Below are 22,492 nucleotides of genomic sequence, written 5' to 3' on the forward strand. Positions count from 1 at the left end.
CACTAGATAATGTACCTTGTTCATATACCTATTTTTAGGTTATTTTTCCCATAGGCTCATTTTTATAAATTGAAAAAAGACGCACTTAGATCGATGCGTCTTTTTGCGATACTTCTTTTGTGAAATCATATACATAAGTATTATTCATACCTGTGAATAACAATACCTCTACTCATTATCCAATTACATCTTTTATTTCTGTATTGACTGGCCACTTTTCTAAAGTATAGGCCATTTCCCAAAATGAATATTCATATTGACTGCTAATAATAAAGTGCTGTTTCATTCGATTTCGATCTGCCTCTGTCACTTTTTCAGCTATTGTATCTAACCGTGTAATTTGTTCTTCAACTAATGTTCTGAACCAATCAGATCCATAAGCAGAAATCCATTCGTTATAAATTGGCTCTTCTGGCTGACACTCTTTTAAACGTTCACCAATTTCATAATACAACCAATAGCAAGGTAAAATTGCTGCAATGATATCGCCTAAATGTCCTTCATACGCAGCACGATACATATGTGAAGTATAAGCGTATGCAGTTGGAGCAGGGATAAAATTATTTTTCTCTTCTTGTGTTATCCCTAGTTTCTTCGCAAAGTTCTCATGTAAAGATAATTCCGCCTCGTATGTATTTTGAGCATGATGTGCCATACGAGCTGTCGTTTCTAATTCTAGAGCCTTTGCAGCTCCTAAAGTTTGTACTCTAGCGAAGTGACTCAAATAATATGAATCCTGAAGTACGTAATAGCGAAAACTAGCTAAATCTAACGTTCCTTCACCAAGTTGTTTTACAAAAGGATGATGAAAACTAGCTTCCCAAATTGAATCTACTTCTTGACGTAATGATTGTGAAAATGTCATTTAAATCCCTCCAATAAAGTATAAAATTTAAGTATTTACCCACAGTTATTAAATCTGTAAAATAAAAAAACTTTCTTTACAAACGTAAAGAAAGTGAAATTGACAGTATTTATTCATAAAATAGTAATGTCTTCCCACTTCCCTACGCTAGTATTAACCAGATCAGGTACTAAGAGTCTCAAATTCTCATTTGATCTCAGCCTATAATAGGCCCCCCTAGTGGATAAATATTTAATTTTCGTATTGCATTCATCATAACATACTTCATGTTACTGTCAAAAGTATTCATGATAGCGCTTCTTAAAACCCTTCTTCTTTTCTTACTTTTAATGAAGTTTCAATAATCATATCTAATAGTTTACTATAATGAATACCAGCTGCATCTGCACTTTTCGGTAGTAAGCTTGCTTGTGTCATCCCTGGTAATGTATTAACCTCCATTACATATGGAATTCCGTCCTTTACCATCATATCCACCCTTGCATAAACGCTGCATTTCAATGCTTTATAACAAGCCAGTGACGCTTTGTTTACACGTTTCTTCAATTCAGCTGGAAGTTCGATAACTTCTTCAATTGTACTAACATCATCATATTTTGCATTGTAATCAAAGAACTCAGCTGCATGTCGGATTGAAATAATAGGTAACTGTTTTCCATCAAAAATTGAACATGTAATCTCATCACCTTTTATATACTTCTCTATTACTACTTCAGAATCCCATTCAAACACAGTTTCCAGCATTGAAATTAATTCATCTTTATCATATACAATCTTTACCCCAACACTTGATCCACCAGAGTTTGGTTTTACCACTAACGGAAATCCTAACTTATCTAATTCATCAAGATTTAGATCCGCCATTTTTGTAAGTTCAATCCAATCGGGTGTTTCTATACCTTCATAGCGTAAAATCTTTTTCGAAATATTTTTGTCCATACATATACCGCTAGATAACATATTGCTCCCGCTATAAGGAATACCTAAACTTTCAAGCGTGCCTTGAACTGTCCCATCTTCTCCGTATTTTCCGTGTAATGCGAGCAGCGCAAAATCAATGTCCTTCGCTTTTTCGATTAAATCCATTTTTTCATCTAACGTAATTGGAACTATTTCATACTTACTTTTATCTAAATGTGTGATCATTTCATTTCCAGTCATAATTGATACTTGTTTTTCAGAAGATACTCCACCCATAATAACGCCAATTCTCATTTCCTCAACTCCAAATTTCATTTTTTATTGTATCACCAATTATTTTGATTCCCCGAACTATGTCTTCTTCTTTCAGACGTGAAAATCCTAATCGAAAAGTGTTCGCTCCTCTTCCATCAGAATAAAATACATCTCCAGGAGAAAATGTAACCCCTTGCTCATAACACTTTTGCAAAAGCCTACGGGCATGAATTTTTTCTTCTAACTCTATAAATAAATGAAGTCCACCATCACCGGTCATTCTTTGAAACGGAATGTACTCGTTACACGCCCCAACAGCTAACTCATATTTCTTCTTATAAACTGATCTTGCCTTTTTTAAATATCTTTCAAAATATCCTTCATGTAAATATTGAAATAGAACAGCTTGATCTAACGTAGATGTGTGAATCGTTCTTGCTCTTTTTACACTTTCTAAATGATGAATCAGCTCTTTATCTGCGATGATCCAGCCTACACGTAAACCAGGGAAAAGTACCTTTGAAAAGCTACTAATATAAATTACATTATTACCAGCGCCAGCAAAAGTTAATAATGGTGCTAAATGTGAACCTGAATAACGTAGCTCTTCATTAAATCCATCTTCTATAATAGGAACCTTATATTTTGAGAATAATCTCATCAGTTCCGTTCTTTTCTCCGAACTCGTAACAATACCGGTTGGATTATGATAGGAAGGAATTAAATATGCGAAATCAAACTCTTTTTCACGCAAACTTTTTTCTACTTCGTTCGTATCGATGCCATCTTCATTCATATTAATTCCGTGAACTTCAAGTCCATGTAAACGGAAAAGCTTCAATGCAGCATGGTGAGTTGGATTCTCACAAATAACCCGCCCTGATTTCTTTGATAACGAGGATAGCACGATGTCTAATCCTTCTGTAAATCCATTTGTAATTAAAATATCTTTGTTCGAAATATCTACACCTTTCATTTCCATATAATGAAGTAGATAATTCATTAACGGTCTATAACCTTTTGCGTATCCGTAGTTTAATACGACATCCCCTTCAATGGACATACGAGTAAGAAAAGCTCTTTTGAAATTTTCCACATCAAATAGCTTTTCGTCCGGAGCAATGCTATTAAAAACAATCATTCCTTTTTCCCAGCGAACACCATGTTTCATTAAATCTAATTCATCCGCTAATAAGGTAACGGTATTAAGTTTATTTTTCCAATCTATTTCAACAGACGAAGTGTTCGATATATCAACCTTCGCTACAAAATTCCCTTTCCCTTTAACTGCATAAATGAGTCCTTCTTGCTCTAAATCCGCATAAGCAGCGAGTACAGTATTTCTGCTCACACTTAGTAATTCACTTAGTTCCCTAGTTGAAGGGATTTTTTGATCCCCGAGCAAATGACCTTTCATAATCATCTTTTTCAAATAATCTTTCAATTGAATATAAACGGGACGATCTTTCACAACTTTAAAATCTTTAAACAATTCCTTACCCCCTGCAATCATTTTTGCATATTTATTTCATTCTCAAAAGGTCCACTACATATGTATTTTTTATAAAGGGCGGTACGGTCTTATAAAGTGGAACTTTAATCAATGGGGCTGATTATCACCCACTGATTATTATCCCTTAGTAACAGGCATTTTACTGCCTATTACTAAGGGATAAATCTTTGCGGTATAAGTTAATTACATCTTTTAAAGCTGCTGCTGCGGCTCCGCGTGGATTGGAAGCACCACCAATTGTAGTAACTTGCCCCATCGTATCTGTAAAGAACGTAATTCCTTTTTCTGTCCCATTTACTTTTGCTAGCGGATGATCTTTATCTATTTCGTACGGTTCCACATGAAGAACCACTTTACCGTCCTTATCCTTATATGCTGAAGCTATTAATTTAATATATTTATTTTGTTCTTTAGCATTTCGAATTTGTTGTTTTGTAACATGTTCGATTCCTTTTATATGTATATCAGTAAGCGTATTTTCTGTTCCCATTAAACTATTTGTCAAAAGTAACAATTTACACGCACTATCAGAACCACTTACATCTAATATTGGGTTCGTTTCAGCAATCCCTTTACTTTGCGCTTCTTTCAGTGCTTCTTCAAACATAATATCTTCCTCATACATTTTCGTAAGAATATAATTAGTTGTTCCATTTAATATTCCTTCTATTTTTTCAATACTGCAACCTGCTAAACTAAATTGTCCGATATCTAGTGTCGGTAGTGCAGCGGCTGTTGCACCGCTATATCGAATTCGTACATTTGCGCTTCTTGCTGCTTCATTTATTTCTCTCCAGTTTGTAACGAGCGCACCTTTAGAAATTGCTACTATATCCATCTGTTTCTCAATCGCTTGTTTCATATATTGTTTCCCTGGATTTCCATCTTTAAGATTTGTAACTGTTGATTCTACCAATACAGTACCACTTATGCTAGTTGTAGCACGTTCCTTCGGATGATACTCTAAATATTTTTCAATTGCAGCGGTACCGCCACCATACATCAATAAATGATGAAGAGATAAGCCGTCTTCATTATGTATTGCAATATTTCTCCCTAATACGCCACTTACAACTAATTGAATCCCATATGTTTCATATATATATGAATACTTTTCATTTAATAATTTTATAAACTCTCTGCCTACTGTTCCGTATCCTGATAATACAACTTGAATTTTCATAATATCCCCCCATATTTTTCTACCAAATCCCTCTTTCAATATAATATAAAGCGCTCTCGAATTCCATCGAGAGCGCTTTATTATTACCTATTTCGGTAAACGTGATAGCTTTTCAGCAATTGTTCTATAAAATTCTTGAATGCTAGAAAAACCTAACGTATCTGAAACACTTAATCCTACCATGTCGAGATGGTCCCAATTCGCTTTCGTTTCGATATGATTCCATTTTCCAACCTGTAATGGCTCATTATTATTTACAGCAACATTAGAAGATGGTGCAATCATAGAATTTGTATTTACTACACCATCATTTTGCCACCAAGAAGTATCAACTAACGGACGGTTTTCTTCATATCTCGCATAAGAACCTAAGAAAAATGCATTCCCCATCAACACTTTATTCATCGTTATATGAGGTAAATGCAAACCTGTTATAGGTGCTGCTTCTGATGCATGTCCACTATAAGATAAGTAATACACATCCGGTTGCGTCTTTACCCAATTATTTAACTCCTTTGCACCATCAGTACTTAAATCCCATTGACTAATGTCTTTTGTATTTTTCCAAATTGAACTATTTAGAATACGATTACTATATTGGAAAAAGGACTCTCCAGCATTCTTCTTTATACCCCATTGATCCAATTTAAAATCATATAACGATAAATTATTGTTTCCTCCAAAGCTTGCAGCTGTAATGAGTAAATCTTTAACGAACGGCAGCAGAAGACTACCATCCGCAAGTGTTGTACCGTTGTGAGGGGTTGCTAATGTTGTAACACTATGAACATATGATTTTCCGCCTTCAAATAGTGGTGATATTTTGGTGTCTGGGTGATTTTTCACATAATTCTTTTCTTCAAAACTACCTTCTTTTAATAGCTGTACTAATGTTCTAATCGTTTGTCCACCCATACTATGCCCAACTAAATGAACTTTATTTGTTTCACTCCAATTCGGTGCAAAACCACTATAAGTTCTACCAAAACGATTATGTCCATGTTTTTCAGCATGTGCGGCACCGTAGTCTACTGTACCACCGTTAATTTGCGCATATAATTCACATGCACGATCCCAGTTACTAGAAACAGGTCCAACAGCTGCGGTATGTACCATATAACCACTTTGTTTCAAATCTTCCTGTATATCATGAACACCACCCCAATATTTTACGCCAAGCATTTCTTCTCTACCCCATCCAGCAAATCCATTCACCAATATGATAGGATAATTATTTTGTTGTCTCTCTTCAGCGTACGTTATTTTCATTGCGAATGAACATACAGTCACTAATACGAAAAAACATATTTTTAAAAATAACTTCCCCATACTTCCCCCCCTAATAAAACGTTTACATTTTTCTTTAAAAAAATTCACAGCATGCTTTAATAACTTAAACATAATGTAAAGCATTTTATATACGTTGTATATATAGAAAACATATACAAATGTTGATAAATATTAATTCAAGTAAACATTTACTGTTTACAATACAACTTGTAAATCTGATTATTAGAATTTATAATTAGATATAGTTTCCTCATGTTAAATAGATTTAAAAACCATAAGAAAACTAATCTCATTGCTTGAAAAGGAGGAAAAAGCATGAAAATCGGATCAAATATTCATACATTATCTCAACCTACTAACATAACTCCATCTACTCTTGAGCATAATACTATCTCTTCTACTAAACTTGAAAGTAAGAAAGTAAATGATCCTATCAAGTTTGATATTCGTTCATCTGAAAAAGAAATGAAACAACCTGAGCATAAATTTAACGGATTAGATTTATGGAAGATGTTAAAAGATAAAGGTGTTCCTTTATGGATCATACTTGAAATGCTACAAAGGTCTCGTAAGGAAAAAGAATCTCAAAATAATTCAGTTCAAAATTCAAATGCGATTGAAGAACTGAGCGAGACGCGATTAAATGAAGTAATGTAAACTATGTTATCTAAATGGTCTAAATTAAAAAGAGTTCAAGGCTGATAAAATTCCTATCAACCTTGAACTCTTTTTTATGATTTTTCTCCAATCGTGACAAATTGAACTGATACTTCTTTCTCAAAATCTTTAATTAACTTTCTTACTTTTACATATTCATTAGTCAATGTATTATCTGTCGACATTTTAGGTTTTTCGTCCCCTAAAGATTTTTTCAGATGAAGAAGTTGCATTTTTGTTTCATTTGCCTGTATTTCTTTATATACACTATTGCTCGCCACAATTACATACCATAGTGTTCCATAATTTCGATTATTACCAAGCCAAGCATCACTTTCATATGTAACTGGTATCGCTTTACCTTCTATTTCAATACTTTTTATATTCTTTTCTTCTTCATTTATAAATAATAGTGAACTTTCTTTTGGAAAATTCGGTAACGTATCTAAAGGTTTAGAATGAGATGTATGATCTCTTTTACGAAAAATTTTTGCTGTAATCATCGCTTTTGCAGTAGATTCATTTAATATCAAAACCCTTTTTTGATCAAATCTACCTGTTTTCACCGAAAAAACTTCATGTTCTTTCGTATTTTCCTTATAACGCTTCATAACTGTTGAAGTATGATTCTCATCTCCAATGATTAATACGCCGTTAGCTGGAAATCTGTTTTCATTTTTAGAGCATGCACTTAAACTTATTAAAATTAATATACTTAATATGAAAATAGAGAGTGGTTTTTTCATCACAGTTCCTTTCATAACTCAAATTGTTTTTTTACATGCTTTTCTGCAATCTTACTTGCTGACATTCTCTACTGTTCCATAGTTTTATAAAGCTTTTGTAAGTAACGCCAACGAGTTATAAAGAAATATAAAACTTGTATACATATAAATGAAATTAAAATTATGATAGAGCTATTCATAATAGAAAAATCGACTAATTGTTGTAATGCCATATAAGCGACCACAGTATGAATCACTGCAACTATAATCGGTAAGAAGAACATTAATACTAATTGTCTTGTTACAACTTTTTTCAACTCTCGTTTACTTAATCCCATTTTCGAAATCATCTTATATTGCTGCTGATCGCGGTCCAAATCAGTATATAACCGGAAATAAATAAAACTAGCAGCGAAAGTAAAGAAGACGATTCCAACTAAAACACTTGCCATAAGTAATAACCCATTTGTTTGTTTTGCACTTAACAACTCTATAGTTAGTGCTCTAAATTCAAAATGTATGTCTCTAGGATCTTGATCGAATATGTCACTTAATTGGTTTGAAATCTCTTTCGTTTTTATCCAATCATCTACAACAAATCCATAAGTTCGATATTGAATAATATTTTCAAAATCTAGATTACTATTAAGCGGAATCTCATCATACACATGATCTTGAATCGCAATATTAATCCCTTCTGTATCGTGTGGCAAAACTAAATTATCTACAGTTTTTTTCACATGAAATGTCTTTGTCCAATCGCCTTGAATGACTTCAATATTCTTTTTATAATCACCATTTTTAAACTCTTGTTTTTGTGATACGACTCCAGGGATTAATAACATTTCATCTTCTTTTTCAATCGTTTCTTGTTGGTACCCGAGTGCTCTCGCAAGTTCGTTATATTCACTTAACTTCATTACATTTACATTACTTTCTGTATAAATATCTGAAGTGGAAGCCATTCGATATGGAATATTAGAATCAGCAAGATGTTTTTTTATAATCGAGATATGTTTATCCGTTATTTTATTTTTATCAGGAGCTGTATACAGAAATGTATACGGGTTTGTCATCCTTACCAAATCTTTGTTTCCAAGAGCTGCTGTCGTGCCAATTGCTGTAAAAGCAACTGCTGAAATAATAGATACTATAAAAAACATTGTTGCATTATCTTTCATACGGTATATTAATTCTGAAAATGTTAATATGTTGGTTCTCTTTAAAAAGAAAGATTCACTCCTTTTCACAAGATGCAATATATAAACGCTACACTGTGTATATAAAAAGTACGTTCCTATAATTACTAGGAGAACACCCATTCCGAGCGTAATAAAACTATAACTTGGGATAAAGCGAAATACTAAAATATAGCCATATCCTATACTAAATAAAGAAAAAATTGATAATAAAATTGACGATTTCGGTTCAGGCTTTGGCTTTTCCCCTGCTTGAATAAGTTCCACAAGTTCTGTTACTTTTATCATTTTAAAAGTAACTAGCGAAACAATTAAAAATAAGAATAGAAACGTGATGCCAGTTAATAATACCGCCTTCACTGGCATATAAAAAGGTAAGCCGTTACTAATCATTAATACACTGGCACTTATTAATAAAACTAGTTTAGAAAATATAAGTCCAATAAGAACCCCTATACAAATTGAACCAAGTCCAATTAACATATTTTCAATTAACAATAACTTCTTAAGCTGTCTCATTGACATACCTTGCATCATTAAAATGCCAAATTCTTTCTTACGCGTTTTTAAAAACGAACTCACTGAATATAGAATGAAGAAGAATGAAAAGACAAAAATCAAACCTTGAGAAACTTCAAATCCTAATGTACCAAATGTACTTATTGTTTTACTTGTCGATTTCAACTCCCCCTGTAAATCAGGATGGAATAATAAAAGAGCATACGTAAAGAAAATCATTATAGAAAATGCACTACTTAAAAAATGGGCAGCATATGTACGCTTATTACGAAAAATATTATTAAATGCGAATTGACGAAAAGTCATGCCTTTTCCCTCCTAACAAAGAAAGGACATCCATAATCTTTTGATAAAATGCTTGCCTGCTTTCACCACGATAAATTTCGTTATATAGTTGACCATCTTTAATAAAAATTACTCGGCTGCAAAAACTCGCTGCATACGGATCATGAGTCACTAACATCATCGTAGCTTTTTCTTCCTTATTAAGAGTATCTAACATCTCCATTACATCATTTGAAGATTTAGAATCTAAATTCCCTGTTGGTTCGTCTGCAAGTAATAATTGTGGCTTATGAACAATTGCACGAGCAATTGCTGTTCTTTGAGCTTGGCCCCCTGATATTTCAAACGTTCTTTTATTCAATATATCTGTTATATTTAATTTCGCTGCAATTTCTTGTACTCGTTTGTTCATTTCTTGCACAGCAACACCATCTAAAGTCATCGGCAGTACGATATTTTCCTTTATTGTAAGTGTGCTAAGTAAATTAAATGATTGAAAAACAAATCCTAATTGTTTCCTACGAAATAAAGCTAAATCTTCTGATGATAACTGGAAAGGATTTGTACCATTTATTAAAATTTCTCCTGAAGACGGAGAATCGATAGTAGATACCATATTTAATAGCGTAGTTTTCCCGCTACCTGATGGACCCATGATCCCTATAAATTCACCTTCTTGAATTGATAAATCAATATCTACTAATGCTTTAAAAGGTATTTTCCCTTTATATACTTTACTAATATTTTTCGCATGTAAAATTTCCATTTCTATTCTCCCTTCATTTGCACTTCTCACAATAGAGTGTAAATGAATTCTCTTATAGCTCATATTGATTCATCTTTCATTTATCTTACACGCTTGTAAGATTTCTAAAAAAACTGATAATAACACTATTTACAAATTAAAATTAACGCATAACTATCTTATAATAATTGTATAGTGGTAGGAAATACAATATCCTATCTTTATTATACGAAAAAGAAAAGACCGATTACTTTATCGGTCTTTTCCTTCCCAAAGTTATATTTTTAACTTACGCCTTTAATTGAAATGTATTTGACTCACCATTTTAATTCTCTTTCACTTTATAATACCCTCTACAAAAAATTGAGTGCTTCGGTTTAATCGCAATTAACAAAGAATTGTATATATCTGAAGCAGAAATTATTGCATTTATCCAACATACAAATAATAAGATTGATTTAATATTGCCTGATACAAAAGATGATATAATGGCTGGAATGACCGATAGTACAATAATAGGTAAACTCATAAAGATCCAAAATCTCGCTTTGGATAGAATTGCATTCGTATTTAGCCAAAAAAATAGTCCACTACGGGTTAAGCTAATATCACCTTTATTATTTATAACAATAATATGTAGACATTCATGAATGATGAAGACCAAAATGCTTATGATGATTAGATAAAATATATTAAGATCAGTGAAACTTGCTCCAAAATAATTCGGAATTAGAAAAATAATGATTTGAAGTACATATACAAACTTCATATAATGTTTCCTATGCCAATTATTCTGTATAAAAGGATTCCATTCTGATAAATCCATACTTATTTGTGGTAAGTTACGAAACCAAATTATAATACGCTTTCTCCCCCCTCTTTTAAACTATTTCATACTTTAAAAAATGTAATCCACTAAAACTTTACCGTTAATTTTAGTTACAAACTCTTTTTTCCCTTTATGCTTTTATTAAAGCTTAAAGTAATTCATTTACAGAATAATTCGAGTGAAAATTTAGTGTTTTCACAGATGAATACATTCGACAAAATTTCCCAAATTCCTTTTCGAATATGTTTTTTATAACATGGTTCTTGCTTGTACAACTTGATACATCTGTTTTTGGTGAAAAGCACAAAATGTAAAAAAGCTTAGAGTTTTAGCTCTAAGCTTTTTTATGATTTCATTTCATTTTCGCTCCTTTTAAAGAGCACTATTTTTTATCCATTCGGATTTACTCAATACATAATGATTATAAATTTGGTTTTCTATCGTCTGTTGACTCAAATAAGCAAACTCGCATTTTTCAATAACTTTATTTGACGGTACGTTACTAATTAATGCAATTGCGTTAAGGACATCCACATTTGTATTTTCAAACAAATAGCCGATTAAGCCTTTAGTCGCTTTCGTTGCATAACCATTATTATGATATTCACTTGAAACAGCATACATAATTTCTCTGTTCGGTGCAGGGAGTTCATCTTTCATGCCTGTGCAGCACCATCCAATAAATTCATTTGTGGTTTTCTTAAATATTCCTAGCCTTAATATGTGATCATCTATGTTATTCCTAGTTCTAGCAGCATGAAGAAACGCTTTGTTTTCTGGTATTTCATCATTTGTAACCCAATTAACTCTTTGTTCTTTCGTTGATTTCCAGTCTGGTAAAAACTTTTCTATTTCTGGTTGATTTGATATTTTATAAATACTCTCTGCATCTTTGACCGTATACTCTCGTAGGTATATATCACCACAATCTATTCTAAATAACTTAGTCAACCTCTCTTCTCCCATCTTAATCCCCCTTCCTTACTTTAAAGCGCTTTAATCTGCTTCGTAAGTTCCATAAACCGTTCATCTAGTTCTTTATATTCTTTGTCTTTAGAAGTTAAAAAGCTTAATTTCCCTAATACTTCTTGTCTTTCTGTTTCTAACGTTAAACGTAGCTCTTCAATTTCATCCCTTGTTTTCGTAGGTTCTTCAAGTTGCTTTTGTATCGTATTGTTTACAAACACGAGTTTTGTGTTAGTTGTTTTCTCCAGAAAATATCGATCGTGAGAAACGATAACGAGTGTTCCATTATACTCAGCTAATGTATTTTCAAGCTGTTCACGTGAAGGAAGATCAAGATGATTCGTCGGTTCATCTAAAATAAGTACATCTTTTTCATCTAAAATATAAGCCATTAGCTTACACTTTACTCGTTCACCCATACTCATATGTCGAATCGGCTCTTTCCATTGGGAAGATTCAAATCCTAAATGTTTCATTAAATTTTGGACTTTTCCTCTTTCTTCAAATGTCTCTTTATAAAATAAATCTTCTGGTGTTTTATCAAGTGGTAAATCAAATACTTCTTGTGTTAAATAGCCGATATTTGCTGAAGGTGAAATCCATACTTCTCCTTCAACAGTTTCTGTTCCCATAATCATCTTCAGTAAAGTTGTTTTCCCGCTACCATTTGGTCCAATAATCGCAACCTTCTCACCATGCTGAATTGTAAAATTAACGTTTTCAAATAATGTTCGTTTATTAAATTCTTTCCGCAATTGTTTTACTTCTAAGAAACGTTTTCCTACTTTTTTACTCGCTTGAATAGAAAATTCAACTGAATACTCTTCTTTCACACTTTCTATTTTCGTTTTTTCCAGCTCTTTTTCAAGGCGTTTTCGTTTCGATTTAACTTGCGCGTCCATTCGCTTCGCCTTTACACGATAAAATTCTTTCACTCCTTCTTGTTTTGTAGACTGCGCATGTGCCTTTTGTGACCATGAACTTAATTCTTTTATATGAGTTTCTACTTGTTCTATCTTCTTTTGTTGTTTTTCATATTCACGCTGCTGCGTCATTCTTTTATGCTCACGTGCTTTCATATAACTCGTATAATTCCCGCTATGGTCAATTAATTTCTTATCCTCAATTGACCATATTCTAGTTGCGACAACATCTAAAAAGTATCGGTCATGCGATACGACGATAACTGTACCTTTCATATTTTTTATTTGTTTAATGAGAAATTCCGTACTCATCTCATCTAAATGATTTGTCGGTTCGTCTAATATTAATACATTAGGATTTTCAGCAAATCCTTTTGCTAATCGAACTTTTAGCTTTTCACCACCACTTAAAGTTAGAAAATCGTTCGTTGGCACGCCCCATTTTGCAAGGAGTTCCGCTTCTTTTGCAATTATATCCTTACTAACAAATGATTCTTTTTCTTGTTCAACATATGCTGTTGTCATATTCATTTGCATCCATTCAACAGTACCTTTTGATGGTTCAATTTTCCCATCTATTAATTGAAGTAACGTTGATTTACCAGCCCCGTTTTTACCAATTAACCCGATAACATCCCCTTGTCTTACTGTCACATTCATTTTCTCTAACAAAGTGTTTTCCTTTATTTCAACATAAACATCATTTAATTTTAATAGTTCTTTCATAATACCGATCCCTTTCATTAAGGGAGAATAAAAAAATCCTCCCAAATAAATTTGGCAGGATTAGTCGTTAAAATATTTATACCCAAATAAGCTATTGCGTAACATAAATAGCAATACCGTTGTATGGAAATTGGGCAGACTAATCCTATTTTTTATAAATTGAAATTTATTGAATTTCAACATTTAAAAATAAGATTAGTTAATCATCGTCCACCCATCATTCCTTTCCGTCGTTAGTAACCATATTGTACCATGATAGTACTGTATGAGTAAATGCAATTATATGTGCTATTATTATGATTGCTTTCTTCTAGGTCTATTTATCATTTCTTAACTTCAAATTGAACAACCATACCTTTATTTTAAGATTCCCCTAATAATTCCCTTCTAAGCACGCCCTCTTATATAATTTTTATATAACTGTATGATTAATTTTATATTATACAGACTACATTTCAGTTCTTATAATAAAGTTATCATTTTTAAGGAGGGATTCTCCAATGGAATTTAGCAAACTAGGAAACAGTGGATTAACAGTAAGCAAGATTGCATACGGGAACTGGATAAACCATGGCGGAAAAGTAAATGAAGATACCGCAAATGAATGTGTGAAAGCCGCATTAGATGTTGGTATTACAACGTTCGATACTGCAGATGTTTATTCGGACACTATTGCCGAGGAAGTACTTGGTCGCTCTTTGAAAGGAACACGCCGAGAAAGTATAGAACTTTGTACAAAAGTATGTCATCCGACCGGACCTGGAAAAAATGATCGAGGTTTATCACGAAAACATATTATAGAAAATTGTAATGCATCGTTACAACGGCTACATACAGACTACATTGATGTCTATTATGCACATCGATTCGATACAACAACACCTCTTGAAGAAACAATGTTAGCTTTCTCAGATCTTGTAAGACAAGGAAAAGTCCTTTATTTAGGCGTAAGTGAATGGAAATCGGAACAAATCACACGCGGTGCAGCACTTGCACGAGAATTGAAAATCCCTCTTATCGCTAGCCAACCTCAATATTCGATGTTGTGGCGAGTTATAGAAACTGATGTGATTCCAACATGCCAACGTGAAGGACTTGGCCAAATTGTTTGGTCTCCCCTCGCACAAGGTATTCTCACTGGAAAATATCAACCAGGTAAACCAATCCCTGCCCACTCACGTGCTAATTCAGATGCAGGAAAACCATTTTTCAATAAACTCGTACAACGTTGGATGAGTGATAATGTACTTACTGCTATACAGAAACTTAATCCTATTGCAATTGAAAATAATCTTACCTTATCTCAACTCGCAGTTGCTTGGGTACTACAAAATCCAGCTGTTTCCTCTGCAATTATTGGCGCTTCAGATCCGGAGCAAATAAGAGAAAATGTAATTGCTTCTAGCGTTACATTGTCACCTGAAATTATGGGTCAAATTGATAGTGTATTAAAAGGTTTCATTGAGTATGACCCAAGTAAAACAGGTTAAATCGTCAGTGACTTAACAATAAATATAGTACCTTTCCCAAATCACTACTGCCCATCCAATCAAGATGGGCCTTTACTTTTCAAATTCAAATTGTGAAGTCGTATAAATCTCTCTAACAACTGATAAGAAGTTCTCGAGCACGACAGACTTTTCATCCTGCCTCCATCCAGCGTATAAGTTTATTTCCGGTGTATGTTCCTGAATATCTTTATATATGACTCCCGATTTTTTATAACTCTCCACCGATGATGGAACGACAGAAATCCCCATTCCTGCTGCAACTAAATTAACAATCGTCTGCATTTGAATTGCTTCTTGAACAATATTTAAACTTACTCCTTGTTCCCAAAAGTAACTAATAATTAAATCATAAAAGTTAGTACCGAAATGACGAGGAAATAAAACAAATGGTTCATCTACTAGTTCTTTAATAGAAATATTAGGTAACGAAACTAATGCGTGATTTTCATGTAAAACCAATTTTAAACGTTCTTTAGAACAAACTTCGGAAGACAATATTTCATTATTCTGCTTAGAACGAATAAATCCAATGTGAATTTGTTTTTCATAGAGTGCTTTTATTTGCTGGTCTGTTGTCATCTCGCGTAATATAAGCTGAATTTTAGGAAAGCGTTCTCGAAATGTTTTTAATATGTTTATAACCGTTTCTGTAGAATCGACAAAACCGATGATTAAATGTCCAATCTTTCCTTCATCCGCAAGCTGTGTTTCTTTAATAGTTCTTTCTACTTGAAGTAACGTTTGCCGAGACCCTTCTAAAAATATTTTCCCAGCATCGGTAAGCTCAACCACTCTTTTTGTTCGATGAAAAAGTTGGACCCCTAATTCATCTTCTAATTTACGAATTTCTTGGCTTAAAGGAGGTTGTGCCATCATTAGACGTTCTGCTGCACGGCTAAAGTTTAATTCTTCTGCCACCGTTATAAAATATTTTATTTTTCGAATATCCATTACAATCCCCCTAACATTCACAACTAGTAAAAAATCCCTCCTTCTAATAAATTATAAATAAAAACAGGAGGAAACTATATCAATCCCTTTGCGTTTCTTTTTTATCATAAATCATTTCATGAAAATACGAGAGATTTATACTAAGTTGAATTACATGTTTTGGGCAATTTCATTACTTGCATGTATTATTTGATTTACCATTTGATTGAGTAACGAGTACTTGATATTTTATTCATCCAATTATAAATAACAAAATGTTATTCGTTATCCAATAACCACTTATTGTTTTTCGATAAATTTTTATTGATTATCTACCTGTAATAAGCTATTATATCTTTACAGAAAATATTAATGTAAGGATTGAATTTATGGACAGTACATTAAAAATTACAAAGTTTAATATGTTTGTAAGAAGTTTTCTCATCCCGATTATAGTAGGGATAATTGTTGGTATACTAACTAAATTAGGGCAAGGTATACTTCCAGGACATTGGAATTCATTAGCCAATCTAGGAAGCGTTTGGTTAGTTCCATCCTTTTTTGTGGCTAGCTTTAGTTATTCTAAGCGTACAGCTATACTTTCTGGCACCCTTGCACTACTCGGTATGGTATTAGGCTACTATGGTTATGCAATAGTTATTAAAAATGTAGCTCACTCTATTTATTTTATATCTGTATGGATTGTGTGTGCATGTATAGGAGGAACTATCTTTGGAACTGCAGGTTTTCTATGGAAAGATACTACGAATCCACTTCATAAATTCGGAAGCGCGCTAATTAGTGGAGTTTTTGTAACGGATGGACTTCACATTCTTTTAAATTTTGAAGACTATAGTCACATGTTACCTGTTGGATATACCGAAGTGATAGTCGGCATTATCTTGATTCTTGTATTAGAACGCTCTAATGCTAATCGAATTTCTTCTTTCTTAATGATGGTTCCTATCACTATTTTAGGATTAATTGGATATACATTATTAAGTTTGTTTGCTTAATATCATGAAAAAACAAAAGACTCATTCTATTATAATCCCATAATACATATCACGAATTCAAACATTATACTTATTAATGTTGATACACTTATTCATAGGATGGATTCATGAAGCTGTCTCTTTCAAAGAGATGGCTTTTTTCTTACAAAAACTATTTATCAGCTTTTTATTAAACCCTTCTAATTTAAAAATCATATTTATTAGCGTGTCATTATACATACTAAGATGACCTTTTACCATCTCATGTAATCGCTATAAAGTGAAACTTTAATCAATGGGGGTTTTCTTCATCCCCCACTGATTATTAGTTGAACCAATCGGACTTTTATGGGCAGCCCGACCCCCACCTAACTTCTTTGCTTTCGCTGAATTTTGAAGTGGGGGTCTTACTGCCCATTAAAGCGGGATAAAATAAGGCTAAAAAACTTATCTCCACAGTTCTTTAGCCTAGATCACTTATTTACACATTAAAAAATTTAATTCGTACAACGGTACCTTTACCAACTTCTGAATGGATTTCTACACTATGTCCTAATTGTTTCGTAATTTCATATACAAGATATAGCCCCATTCCAGTTGATTCTTTAAAATCTCTGCCATTTTCTCCTGTAAAGAAAGGTTTAAACACTCTTGGTAAATCTTGCTTCGGTATCCCTACGCCATTATCGGCAATTTCAAGTATAACTGTATTACCTTCCTTACAAGCTTTCACTTTAATCTTTTCTCTACTACCTGATGAATATTTAATCGCATTCGATAGTATTTGTCCAATTAAAAATTGTAACCATTTCGCATCACTTTCTACACTAATGTCCTTATCAATTTTAAGCTCTGGATATACAAAATTCCGGATAAAGAAGCGTTTATGTTCATGTACGGAATCATTTACTATTTTATGTAGTTGCACTCTTTCCACATAAAAATCTTGTGTAAATGCTTCTAAACGCGCGACATACAGAGCCATCTCTAACCCCTTTTTCAGCCTATCTGCTTCCTCATTTATACTTTCAAAACGAGGATCAACTTCATCTTGTGTGATTAATTCTATTACAGATACAGGTGTTTTCATTTGATGAATCCACTGATTCATAAAGGTTAAATGATCATTATTTTTTCTCTCTTGCATCTGAAGCTGATTTTGATAATGGCGATATTGCATCTCAAGAAGTTCTTGAAGAGCAGTCGACACAGCTGCAAAATCAGATTTTTGAACAGATTCATCTAAAGATTGCATCGGGTTTGCTAATCGTTCATAGAAAGTACGATGAGTAAAGTAACGAAATACTAAATAGCCTACCATAAAAAAGGCACCTAAAAACATTGCATATAATGCCGTTGCAATATGGTTATGCCCATCAAACCAATATACAAGAAATATGGCTAGTAATTGGATTGCTGTAAAACAAATAAGTGGTATATGATCACGAATAAATAATTTTATCATTTCTCCATACCAGTATCCCAAGTAATATGTAATCTATAACCGACACTACGAATCGTTTCAATCGCATCTTCAATCTGTAACGTTTTTAACTTTTTTCGCACACGAGTTGTATTTACGCTTAAAGTATTATCATCAACATAAGATTCGCTATCCCATAATTTATTCAACAACACTTCTCTACCCACAACACGCGGATAATTTTTCATTAACATTTCTAATAAAATAGCTTCATTTCTCGTTACATCAATTTCTTGATTCTTAAGCTTCAATACAAGCCTTTCAGGATATAAACAAAGACCTTGTTGTTCAACCATACGTTCTTCTACTTTCGGTGCATAATCTCCGTAAGCACGCCTTAAATGACTACGAATTTTAGCCATTACAACTTCGTAATGGAATGGCTTAGAAATGAAATCATCGCCACCGTTTTCTAATGCCATAACTTGATCCATCGTACCTTCACGGGCTGAAATAAATAGTATCGGACATGTAGAAACTCCGCGAATTTGACGACACCAATAGTACCCATCAAAACTTGGTAAATTAATATCTAATAAAACTAACTCTGGTTGTTCTTCTAAAAAAATGTTTAATACATTTTGGAAATCCGATACAATAATTCCTTCATACCCGTATTTCGCGACATGTGTTGATAATAGTTCTGCAATTTTCATATCGTCTTCTACAATCATAATTTTAACCATATGTTTACTCCTTTTTCGATCCACAATCTTATATTCAATTATATAAAATAAATACTACCTGTTTTTATATCATCCGTAAATTAAAAAAGGATACTTTTATACAACAGCATCCTTCTTCTATCATTCTTATTTAATATGAAATTCACTCAAATTAAAACCTAGCTTCTCCGCATAATTCATACCTAGTTCCATTCGAGCAGTCTTCAGCGGGTCCACAACTTGGCATACTTTTAAATCGCCTGCAGCTGATAATAAAAGCGTTGCGTCTGCTTTAGACATTTCTAATTCCTTATGTAAAAATGTCACCATATTACGTACAGCGCGATTCGCTGCATCATCTAACAATTTCTCTGAAGCAATCGTCATAAGTTTTTCTTTTTGGATCGCCATCGGTAGTGGCCATTTCTTTCCTTTTATAATCTGAACAGTTACCGTCACCTCACCAGCAACCTCTACTCCACTAACACCAATTTCACCATCACCCATCGCTGCGTGTAAATCGCCTAACGCTAATAGAGCACCAGGAACATTTACAGGTAATAATAATGTTGTCCCTTCTTTTATCTCTTTACAATCCATATTCCCGCCGTGATCATGCGGTGTGCCACATGAAATGCTCTCTTCTTTCGGCGCAGTACCAATTACACCAATCATTGGATTAATCGGGACTTGCAGTTCATTTGAAAATAAAACATGTTCATTATGTATCGGGACAATTTTCACTGTATTTTCATTTAGCTCTTCACCCATTACACCAAGATTTGCACCTGTAGTTAACACGCCTTGCTCTGCAATTTTTATCTTTTCAATTGTTACAACTAATATATCACCAGGTTCTGCACCTTTAATATATACAGGTCCAGTCGCCGGATTAATTCGGCTCCAATCTAATTCTTGAAACGGAACATCTTCAGAATCAATTTGATTTTCAAAGCAATCATATGTTTCAAATACAAGACGTCTCCCCATTTATATTAGTCTACAATTACTAATTAGCTTTTTTCACAAAAGCTCCTCTGAAAAATTAATAAATTTACATATAGAAAAGCACCTAGCTTATTTTCATACATACACTCTTTACTATAACAGGTAAAGAAAGGTGGTAGCACTATGCCCCTTATTCCATATAACGAAAGCGATGTTGATTTGCTAGCTCGTTTAATTCGTGCTGAAGCTGAAGGAGAAGGTCGACAAGGTGAACAACTTGTTGGCTGCGTAGTAGTAAATCGTGTATTTTGTGATTGCTTAGATTTTAAACAACTTCGATCTGTACGTGATGCAGTATATCAAAGCCCTGGCGGATTTGAAGCAGTGCAATACGGATATTTTTATCAACGCGCTCGTGAATCAGAAAAAGATATCGCTAGAAAAGTTTTACAAGGTGAATGGCGCTGGCCAGCACGTTGGGCTCTTTGGTATTTCCGTCCAGTTGGTGCTTGTCCACCTGAATGGTATAATCAGCCGTTTGTAGGACAGTTTAAAAGTCATTGTTTTTATGAACCACGTGGTGATGAATGTCCGAAAATGTATTCACGGTAGCAAAATATGAAACGCAAGTACTTAGCTTAGATCTCTGAGTACTTGCGTTTCCTTTATTTTTTAGAAATCTAATAATGTGATGAATTTTTCAATGCCTACTACATGTATTAATAACGGTATACGTGGGCCGCTAGACTGATTTATTATGAGCCTATATATAATAATAAATAATTGTTTTTGATTTTCTTTCATTATTTTTTTATTTTCATGATGACAAATCGAATACAATTGTTCCATTAAGTTAGAGTAATCTTTGTTAGAACGAAGTATATTGCAAACTTCTACTAGCCATTTTTTCTGTCTTTCATCTAATGTGTTGTAAAACTCTGTATTTCTCTCTAGATTTACCGCAATTAATTTTTCAGATTGAAAGTTTCTTATCCAATACTCTGCACGGTTACATATCGCTATCATAGCATCTAATGCATAACTCCTATCTGTATTTTCTAACATACCTTGTAAAATAGATGAATCAAAATTTAATAGCGGTAACGTTCCAGCAACCTGATTAAACTTTGGGTACTCTTTAAACCCGCTATCAACTTTAGAGAGTTTAATTGCATCAAATAAACCTTCATTTTTGAGCGTTTTATTTTCATAACTATCTTTTAATCGTTCATACTCTGTATAATTGCGAATCACATCTTCATCAAGGCCGATATGAAAAGCTGCGTTTGGTCTATATTTAGCAAACATAAAAAGAATCACTTCAGGCAAATACACTTTTAACAGCTCGCTAGGTGTAATACTATTCCCTGAGGAACTAGACATTTTTTTATGATTCCCTTTAATGCCAATGAAATCATAAGAAACATAATGAGGAGCTTCACGATTGAATATTTCCATCGCAATTTCCTTTGATACATTATAACTACCCGTTTCTGATGAATGATCTCTTCCACCCGGTTCAAAAATAACATCCTCTATCATCCACCTCATCGGCCAATCGATTTTCCAATTCAATTTCATTTTATATGTATTTAATACCGATAACTCATTTTGATTTCCGCATTCACATTCATACCGTACTATTTTTAATACTTCATCAAAATGTGTAATCGTTGTTGCATCTTTCCCGCATCTCTCACAATATAACGTAACCGGATAAAAGCTCTCTCGCTCTTCTTCACTACACTCTCCAGTTTTAAAACTCATTAAAATATCATATATTTCTTTTCTTTTATATAAAGCCTCTAATATGTTTTTGTTATACCTTCCGCTTCTATATTCAGCATGTTGGTATATGAATTCCACTTCAATCCCAAATACTTGAAGCGATTTCTCAAACTCTTTTTCAAAATGCTCTGCATACGAATTATGACAGCCATATGGATCTGGAATATCACAGTATGGCATACCAATATATTTTGCAAAAGATAGATCAATATTTTTAGGGACTTTTCTAAACCTATCATAATCATCCCATGAAAATATAAAACAAGTCTTTTTCCCTAAATCTTGAAGTGCTCTTACAACGAAATAAGTCGTTATTATTTCGCGAAAGTTCCCGATATGAACAGAACCAGATGGACTGATTCCAGATGCACAAACAAAAGTTTCTTTGTTTGGATGTTTCCTTATTAATTCATGTGCTACTTCATACGCCCAATGCATATATTATTCACCTCAATTGATTTTTTGTTTTCACACTTTCAGTTTTATGCAATAAAAAAACTCCCACCCCCAAGATTATTCATCTTGAGGACGAGAGTTGTTAACTTCGCGGTACCACCTCAGTTTGTTAATA

At 33.2% G+C, this 22,492-nt stretch carries 20 protein-coding genes, 1 riboswitch and 1 other annotated feature (1 of these 22 running past the window's edge); of the genes, 4 read left to right on the forward strand and 16 right to left on the reverse strand.

Going from position 1 to position 22,492, the window contains the following annotated elements; translation table 11 throughout:
- Positions 1-175: 175 nt before the first annotated feature.
- From tenA to ACLBWW_RS18925, 5 genes are all read right to left on the reverse strand, one after another.
- Entirely contained in the window at positions 176-865 is a 690-nt protein-coding gene (gene tenA / locus ACLBWW_RS18905) for a thiaminase II (RefSeq protein ID WP_098720958.1), read from the reverse strand.
- A 122-nt stretch (positions 866-987) separates the two neighbouring features.
- Positions 988-1,093: riboswitch (TPP riboswitch) on the reverse strand.
- 72 nt (positions 1,094-1,165) lie between these two features.
- Positions 1,166-2,080, reverse strand: a complete 915-nt coding sequence (gene ddlB, locus ACLBWW_RS18910) for a D-alanine--D-alanine ligase (protein ID WP_447614164.1) — start codon at positions 2,078-2,080, stop codon at positions 1,166-1,168.
- 4 nt (positions 2,081-2,084) lie between these two features.
- A complete protein-coding gene (gene pdxR / locus ACLBWW_RS18915) occupies positions 2,085-3,533 on the reverse strand; it encodes a MocR-like pyridoxine biosynthesis transcription factor PdxR (protein ID WP_098047591.1) in 1,449 nt (482 codons plus the stop codon).
- A gap of 160 nt (positions 3,534-3,693) precedes the next feature.
- Positions 3,694-4,737, reverse strand: a complete 1,044-nt coding sequence (locus ACLBWW_RS18920; protein ID WP_048547095.1) for a homoserine dehydrogenase — start codon at positions 4,735-4,737, stop codon at positions 3,694-3,696.
- 87 nt (positions 4,738-4,824) lie between these two features.
- The gene (locus tag ACLBWW_RS18925) at positions 4,825-6,066 is read right to left on the reverse strand and encodes an esterase/lipase family protein (protein ID WP_048547094.1); all 1,242 of its coding nucleotides are present in this window, start codon (positions 6,064-6,066) and stop codon (positions 4,825-4,827) included.
- A 276-nt stretch (positions 6,067-6,342) separates the two neighbouring features.
- Here ACLBWW_RS18925 and ACLBWW_RS18930 point away from each other — a divergent pair, with 276 nt between their 5' ends.
- Positions 6,343-6,684 (forward strand): DUF3914 domain-containing protein, encoded by a 342-nt coding sequence (locus ACLBWW_RS18930; RefSeq protein WP_048547092.1) that lies wholly within the window; start codon positions 6,343-6,345, stop codon positions 6,682-6,684.
- Positions 6,685-6,758: 74 nt separating this feature from the next.
- Here ACLBWW_RS18930 and ACLBWW_RS18935 read toward each other — a convergent pair whose 3' ends face one another.
- The 6 genes from ACLBWW_RS18935 to abc-f form a co-directional block, all read right to left on the reverse strand.
- Entirely contained in the window at positions 6,759-7,430 is a 672-nt protein-coding gene (locus tag ACLBWW_RS18935; protein ID WP_048547090.1) for a lipoprotein BA_5634 family protein, read from the reverse strand.
- Positions 7,431-7,498: 68 nt separating this feature from the next.
- Positions 7,499-9,433, reverse strand: a complete 1,935-nt coding sequence (locus ACLBWW_RS18940) for an ABC transporter permease (RefSeq protein WP_447614165.1) — start codon at positions 9,431-9,433, stop codon at positions 7,499-7,501.
- Positions 9,408-10,178: an ABC transporter ATP-binding protein gene (locus ACLBWW_RS18945; protein ID WP_048547087.1), complete on the reverse strand. Its 771-nt coding sequence runs from the start codon at positions 10,176-10,178 to the stop codon at positions 9,408-9,410. Before ACLBWW_RS18945 ends, ACLBWW_RS18940 begins: the two co-directional genes overlap by 26 nt.
- 304 nt (positions 10,179-10,482) lie before the next feature.
- Positions 10,483-10,983: a DUF3267 domain-containing protein gene (locus tag ACLBWW_RS18950; RefSeq protein ID WP_048547085.1), complete on the reverse strand. Its 501-nt coding sequence runs from the start codon at positions 10,981-10,983 to the stop codon at positions 10,483-10,485.
- A 375-nt stretch (positions 10,984-11,358) separates the two neighbouring features.
- Entirely contained in the window at positions 11,359-11,952 is a 594-nt protein-coding gene (locus ACLBWW_RS18955; RefSeq protein ID WP_048547082.1) for a GNAT family N-acetyltransferase, read from the reverse strand.
- A gap of 20 nt (positions 11,953-11,972) precedes the next feature.
- Entirely contained in the window at positions 11,973-13,601 is a 1,629-nt protein-coding gene (gene abc-f, locus ACLBWW_RS18960; RefSeq protein ID WP_048547868.1) for a ribosomal protection-like ABC-F family protein, read from the reverse strand.
- A gap of 500 nt (positions 13,602-14,101) precedes the next feature.
- Between abc-f and ACLBWW_RS18965 the strand changes: the two genes are divergently transcribed.
- Positions 14,102-15,091 carry an aldo/keto reductase family protein gene (locus ACLBWW_RS18965; protein ID WP_048547080.1) on the forward strand — a complete coding sequence of 330 codons (990 nt, stop codon included), beginning with the start codon at positions 14,102-14,104 and terminating at the stop codon, positions 15,089-15,091.
- A gap of 72 nt (positions 15,092-15,163) precedes the next feature.
- Here ACLBWW_RS18965 and ACLBWW_RS18970 read toward each other — a convergent pair whose 3' ends face one another.
- On the reverse strand, positions 15,164-16,063 hold the full coding sequence (locus tag ACLBWW_RS18970; RefSeq protein ID WP_098077252.1) for a LysR family transcriptional regulator: 900 nt from the start codon (positions 16,061-16,063) through the stop codon (positions 15,164-15,166).
- A 368-nt stretch (positions 16,064-16,431) separates the two neighbouring features.
- On the opposite strand from ACLBWW_RS18970, the gene ACLBWW_RS18975 reads away from it, so the two are divergent.
- On the forward strand, positions 16,432-17,058 hold the full coding sequence (locus ACLBWW_RS18975) for a DUF6518 family protein (protein ID WP_098077249.1): 627 nt from the start codon (positions 16,432-16,434) through the stop codon (positions 17,056-17,058).
- Between the two features lie 460 nt (positions 17,059-17,518).
- On the opposite strand, the gene ACLBWW_RS18980 is transcribed toward ACLBWW_RS18975, so the two are convergent.
- From ACLBWW_RS18980 to ACLBWW_RS18990, 3 genes are all read right to left on the reverse strand, one after another.
- A complete protein-coding gene (locus ACLBWW_RS18980; protein ID WP_098077246.1) occupies positions 17,519-18,502 on the reverse strand; it encodes a sensor histidine kinase in 984 nt (327 codons plus the stop codon).
- Complete coding sequence (locus ACLBWW_RS18985) at positions 18,499-19,206, reverse strand: response regulator transcription factor (protein WP_098077243.1); 708 nt, start codon at positions 19,204-19,206, stop codon at positions 18,499-18,501. The genes ACLBWW_RS18980 and ACLBWW_RS18985 overlap by 4 nt, the downstream gene beginning before the upstream one ends.
- Positions 19,207-19,332: 126 nt before the next feature.
- Positions 19,333-20,175, reverse strand: coding sequence for an acetamidase/formamidase family protein (locus tag ACLBWW_RS18990; protein WP_098633811.1), 843 nt, complete (start codon positions 20,173-20,175; stop codon positions 19,333-19,335).
- Between the two features lie 141 nt (positions 20,176-20,316).
- Here ACLBWW_RS18990 and ACLBWW_RS18995 point away from each other — a divergent pair, with 141 nt between their 5' ends.
- Positions 20,317-20,745, forward strand: a complete 429-nt coding sequence (locus tag ACLBWW_RS18995; RefSeq protein WP_048547071.1) for a cell wall hydrolase — start codon at positions 20,317-20,319, stop codon at positions 20,743-20,745.
- 60 nt (positions 20,746-20,805) lie between these two features.
- On the opposite strand, the gene lysS is transcribed toward ACLBWW_RS18995, so the two are convergent.
- A complete protein-coding gene (lysS, locus tag ACLBWW_RS19000; RefSeq protein ID WP_048547069.1) occupies positions 20,806-22,359 on the reverse strand; it encodes a lysine--tRNA ligase in 1,554 nt (517 codons plus the stop codon).
- 83 nt (positions 22,360-22,442) lie between these two features.
- Positions 22,443-22,492 (reverse strand) — a binding site (T-box leader); it runs 207 nt beyond the window's last position.

This window comes from Bacillus sp. M5A3_1b, assembly GCF_053345335.1.

Excerpts from the sequence above, each read along its gene's own strand:
- tenA (WP_098720958.1), bottom strand. The coding sequence starts at position 865 with ATGACATTTTCACAATCATTACGTCAAGAAGTAGATTCAATTTGGGAA.
- ddlB (WP_447614164.1), bottom strand. The coding sequence starts at position 2,080 with ATGAGAATTGGCGTTATTATGGGTGGAGTATCTTCTGAAAAACAAGTA.
- ACLBWW_RS18920 (WP_048547095.1), bottom strand. The coding sequence starts at position 4,737 with ATGAAAATTCAAGTTGTATTATCAGGATACGGAACAGTAGGCAGAGAG.
- ACLBWW_RS18925 (WP_048547094.1), bottom strand. The coding sequence starts at position 6,066 with ATGGGGAAGTTATTTTTAAAAATATGTTTTTTCGTATTAGTGACTGTA.
- ACLBWW_RS18930 (WP_048547092.1), top strand. The coding sequence starts at position 6,343 with ATGAAAATCGGATCAAATATTCATACATTATCTCAACCTACTAACATA.
- ACLBWW_RS18935 (WP_048547090.1), bottom strand. The coding sequence starts at position 7,430 with ATGAAAAAACCACTCTCTATTTTCATATTAAGTATATTAATTTTAATA.
- ACLBWW_RS18940 (WP_447614165.1), bottom strand. The coding sequence starts at position 9,433 with ATGACTTTTCGTCAATTCGCATTTAATAATATTTTTCGTAATAAGCGT.
- ACLBWW_RS18945 (WP_048547087.1), bottom strand. The coding sequence starts at position 10,178 with ATGGAAATTTTACATGCGAAAAATATTAGTAAAGTATATAAAGGGAAA.
- ACLBWW_RS18950 (WP_048547085.1), bottom strand. The coding sequence starts at position 10,983 with ATGGATTTATCAGAATGGAATCCTTTTATACAGAATAATTGGCATAGG.
- ACLBWW_RS18955 (WP_048547082.1), bottom strand. The coding sequence starts at position 11,952 with ATGGGAGAAGAGAGGTTGACTAAGTTATTTAGAATAGATTGTGGTGAT.
- abc-f (WP_048547868.1), bottom strand. The coding sequence starts at position 13,601 with ATGAAAGAACTATTAAAATTAAATGATGTTTATGTTGAAATAAAGGAA.
- ACLBWW_RS18965 (WP_048547080.1), top strand. The coding sequence starts at position 14,102 with ATGGAATTTAGCAAACTAGGAAACAGTGGATTAACAGTAAGCAAGATT.
- ACLBWW_RS18970 (WP_098077252.1), bottom strand. The coding sequence starts at position 16,063 with ATGGATATTCGAAAAATAAAATATTTTATAACGGTGGCAGAAGAATTA.
- ACLBWW_RS18975 (WP_098077249.1), top strand. The coding sequence starts at position 16,432 with ATGGACAGTACATTAAAAATTACAAAGTTTAATATGTTTGTAAGAAGT.
- ACLBWW_RS18980 (WP_098077246.1), bottom strand. The coding sequence starts at position 18,502 with ATGATAAAATTATTTATTCGTGATCATATACCACTTATTTGTTTTACA.
- ACLBWW_RS18985 (WP_098077243.1), bottom strand. The coding sequence starts at position 19,206 with ATGGTTAAAATTATGATTGTAGAAGACGATATGAAAATTGCAGAACTA.
- ACLBWW_RS18990 (WP_098633811.1), bottom strand. The coding sequence starts at position 20,175 with ATGGGGAGACGTCTTGTATTTGAAACATATGATTGCTTTGAAAATCAA.
- ACLBWW_RS18995 (WP_048547071.1), top strand. The coding sequence starts at position 20,317 with ATGCCCCTTATTCCATATAACGAAAGCGATGTTGATTTGCTAGCTCGT.
- lysS (WP_048547069.1), bottom strand. The coding sequence starts at position 22,359 with ATGCATTGGGCGTATGAAGTAGCACATGAATTAATAAGGAAACATCCA.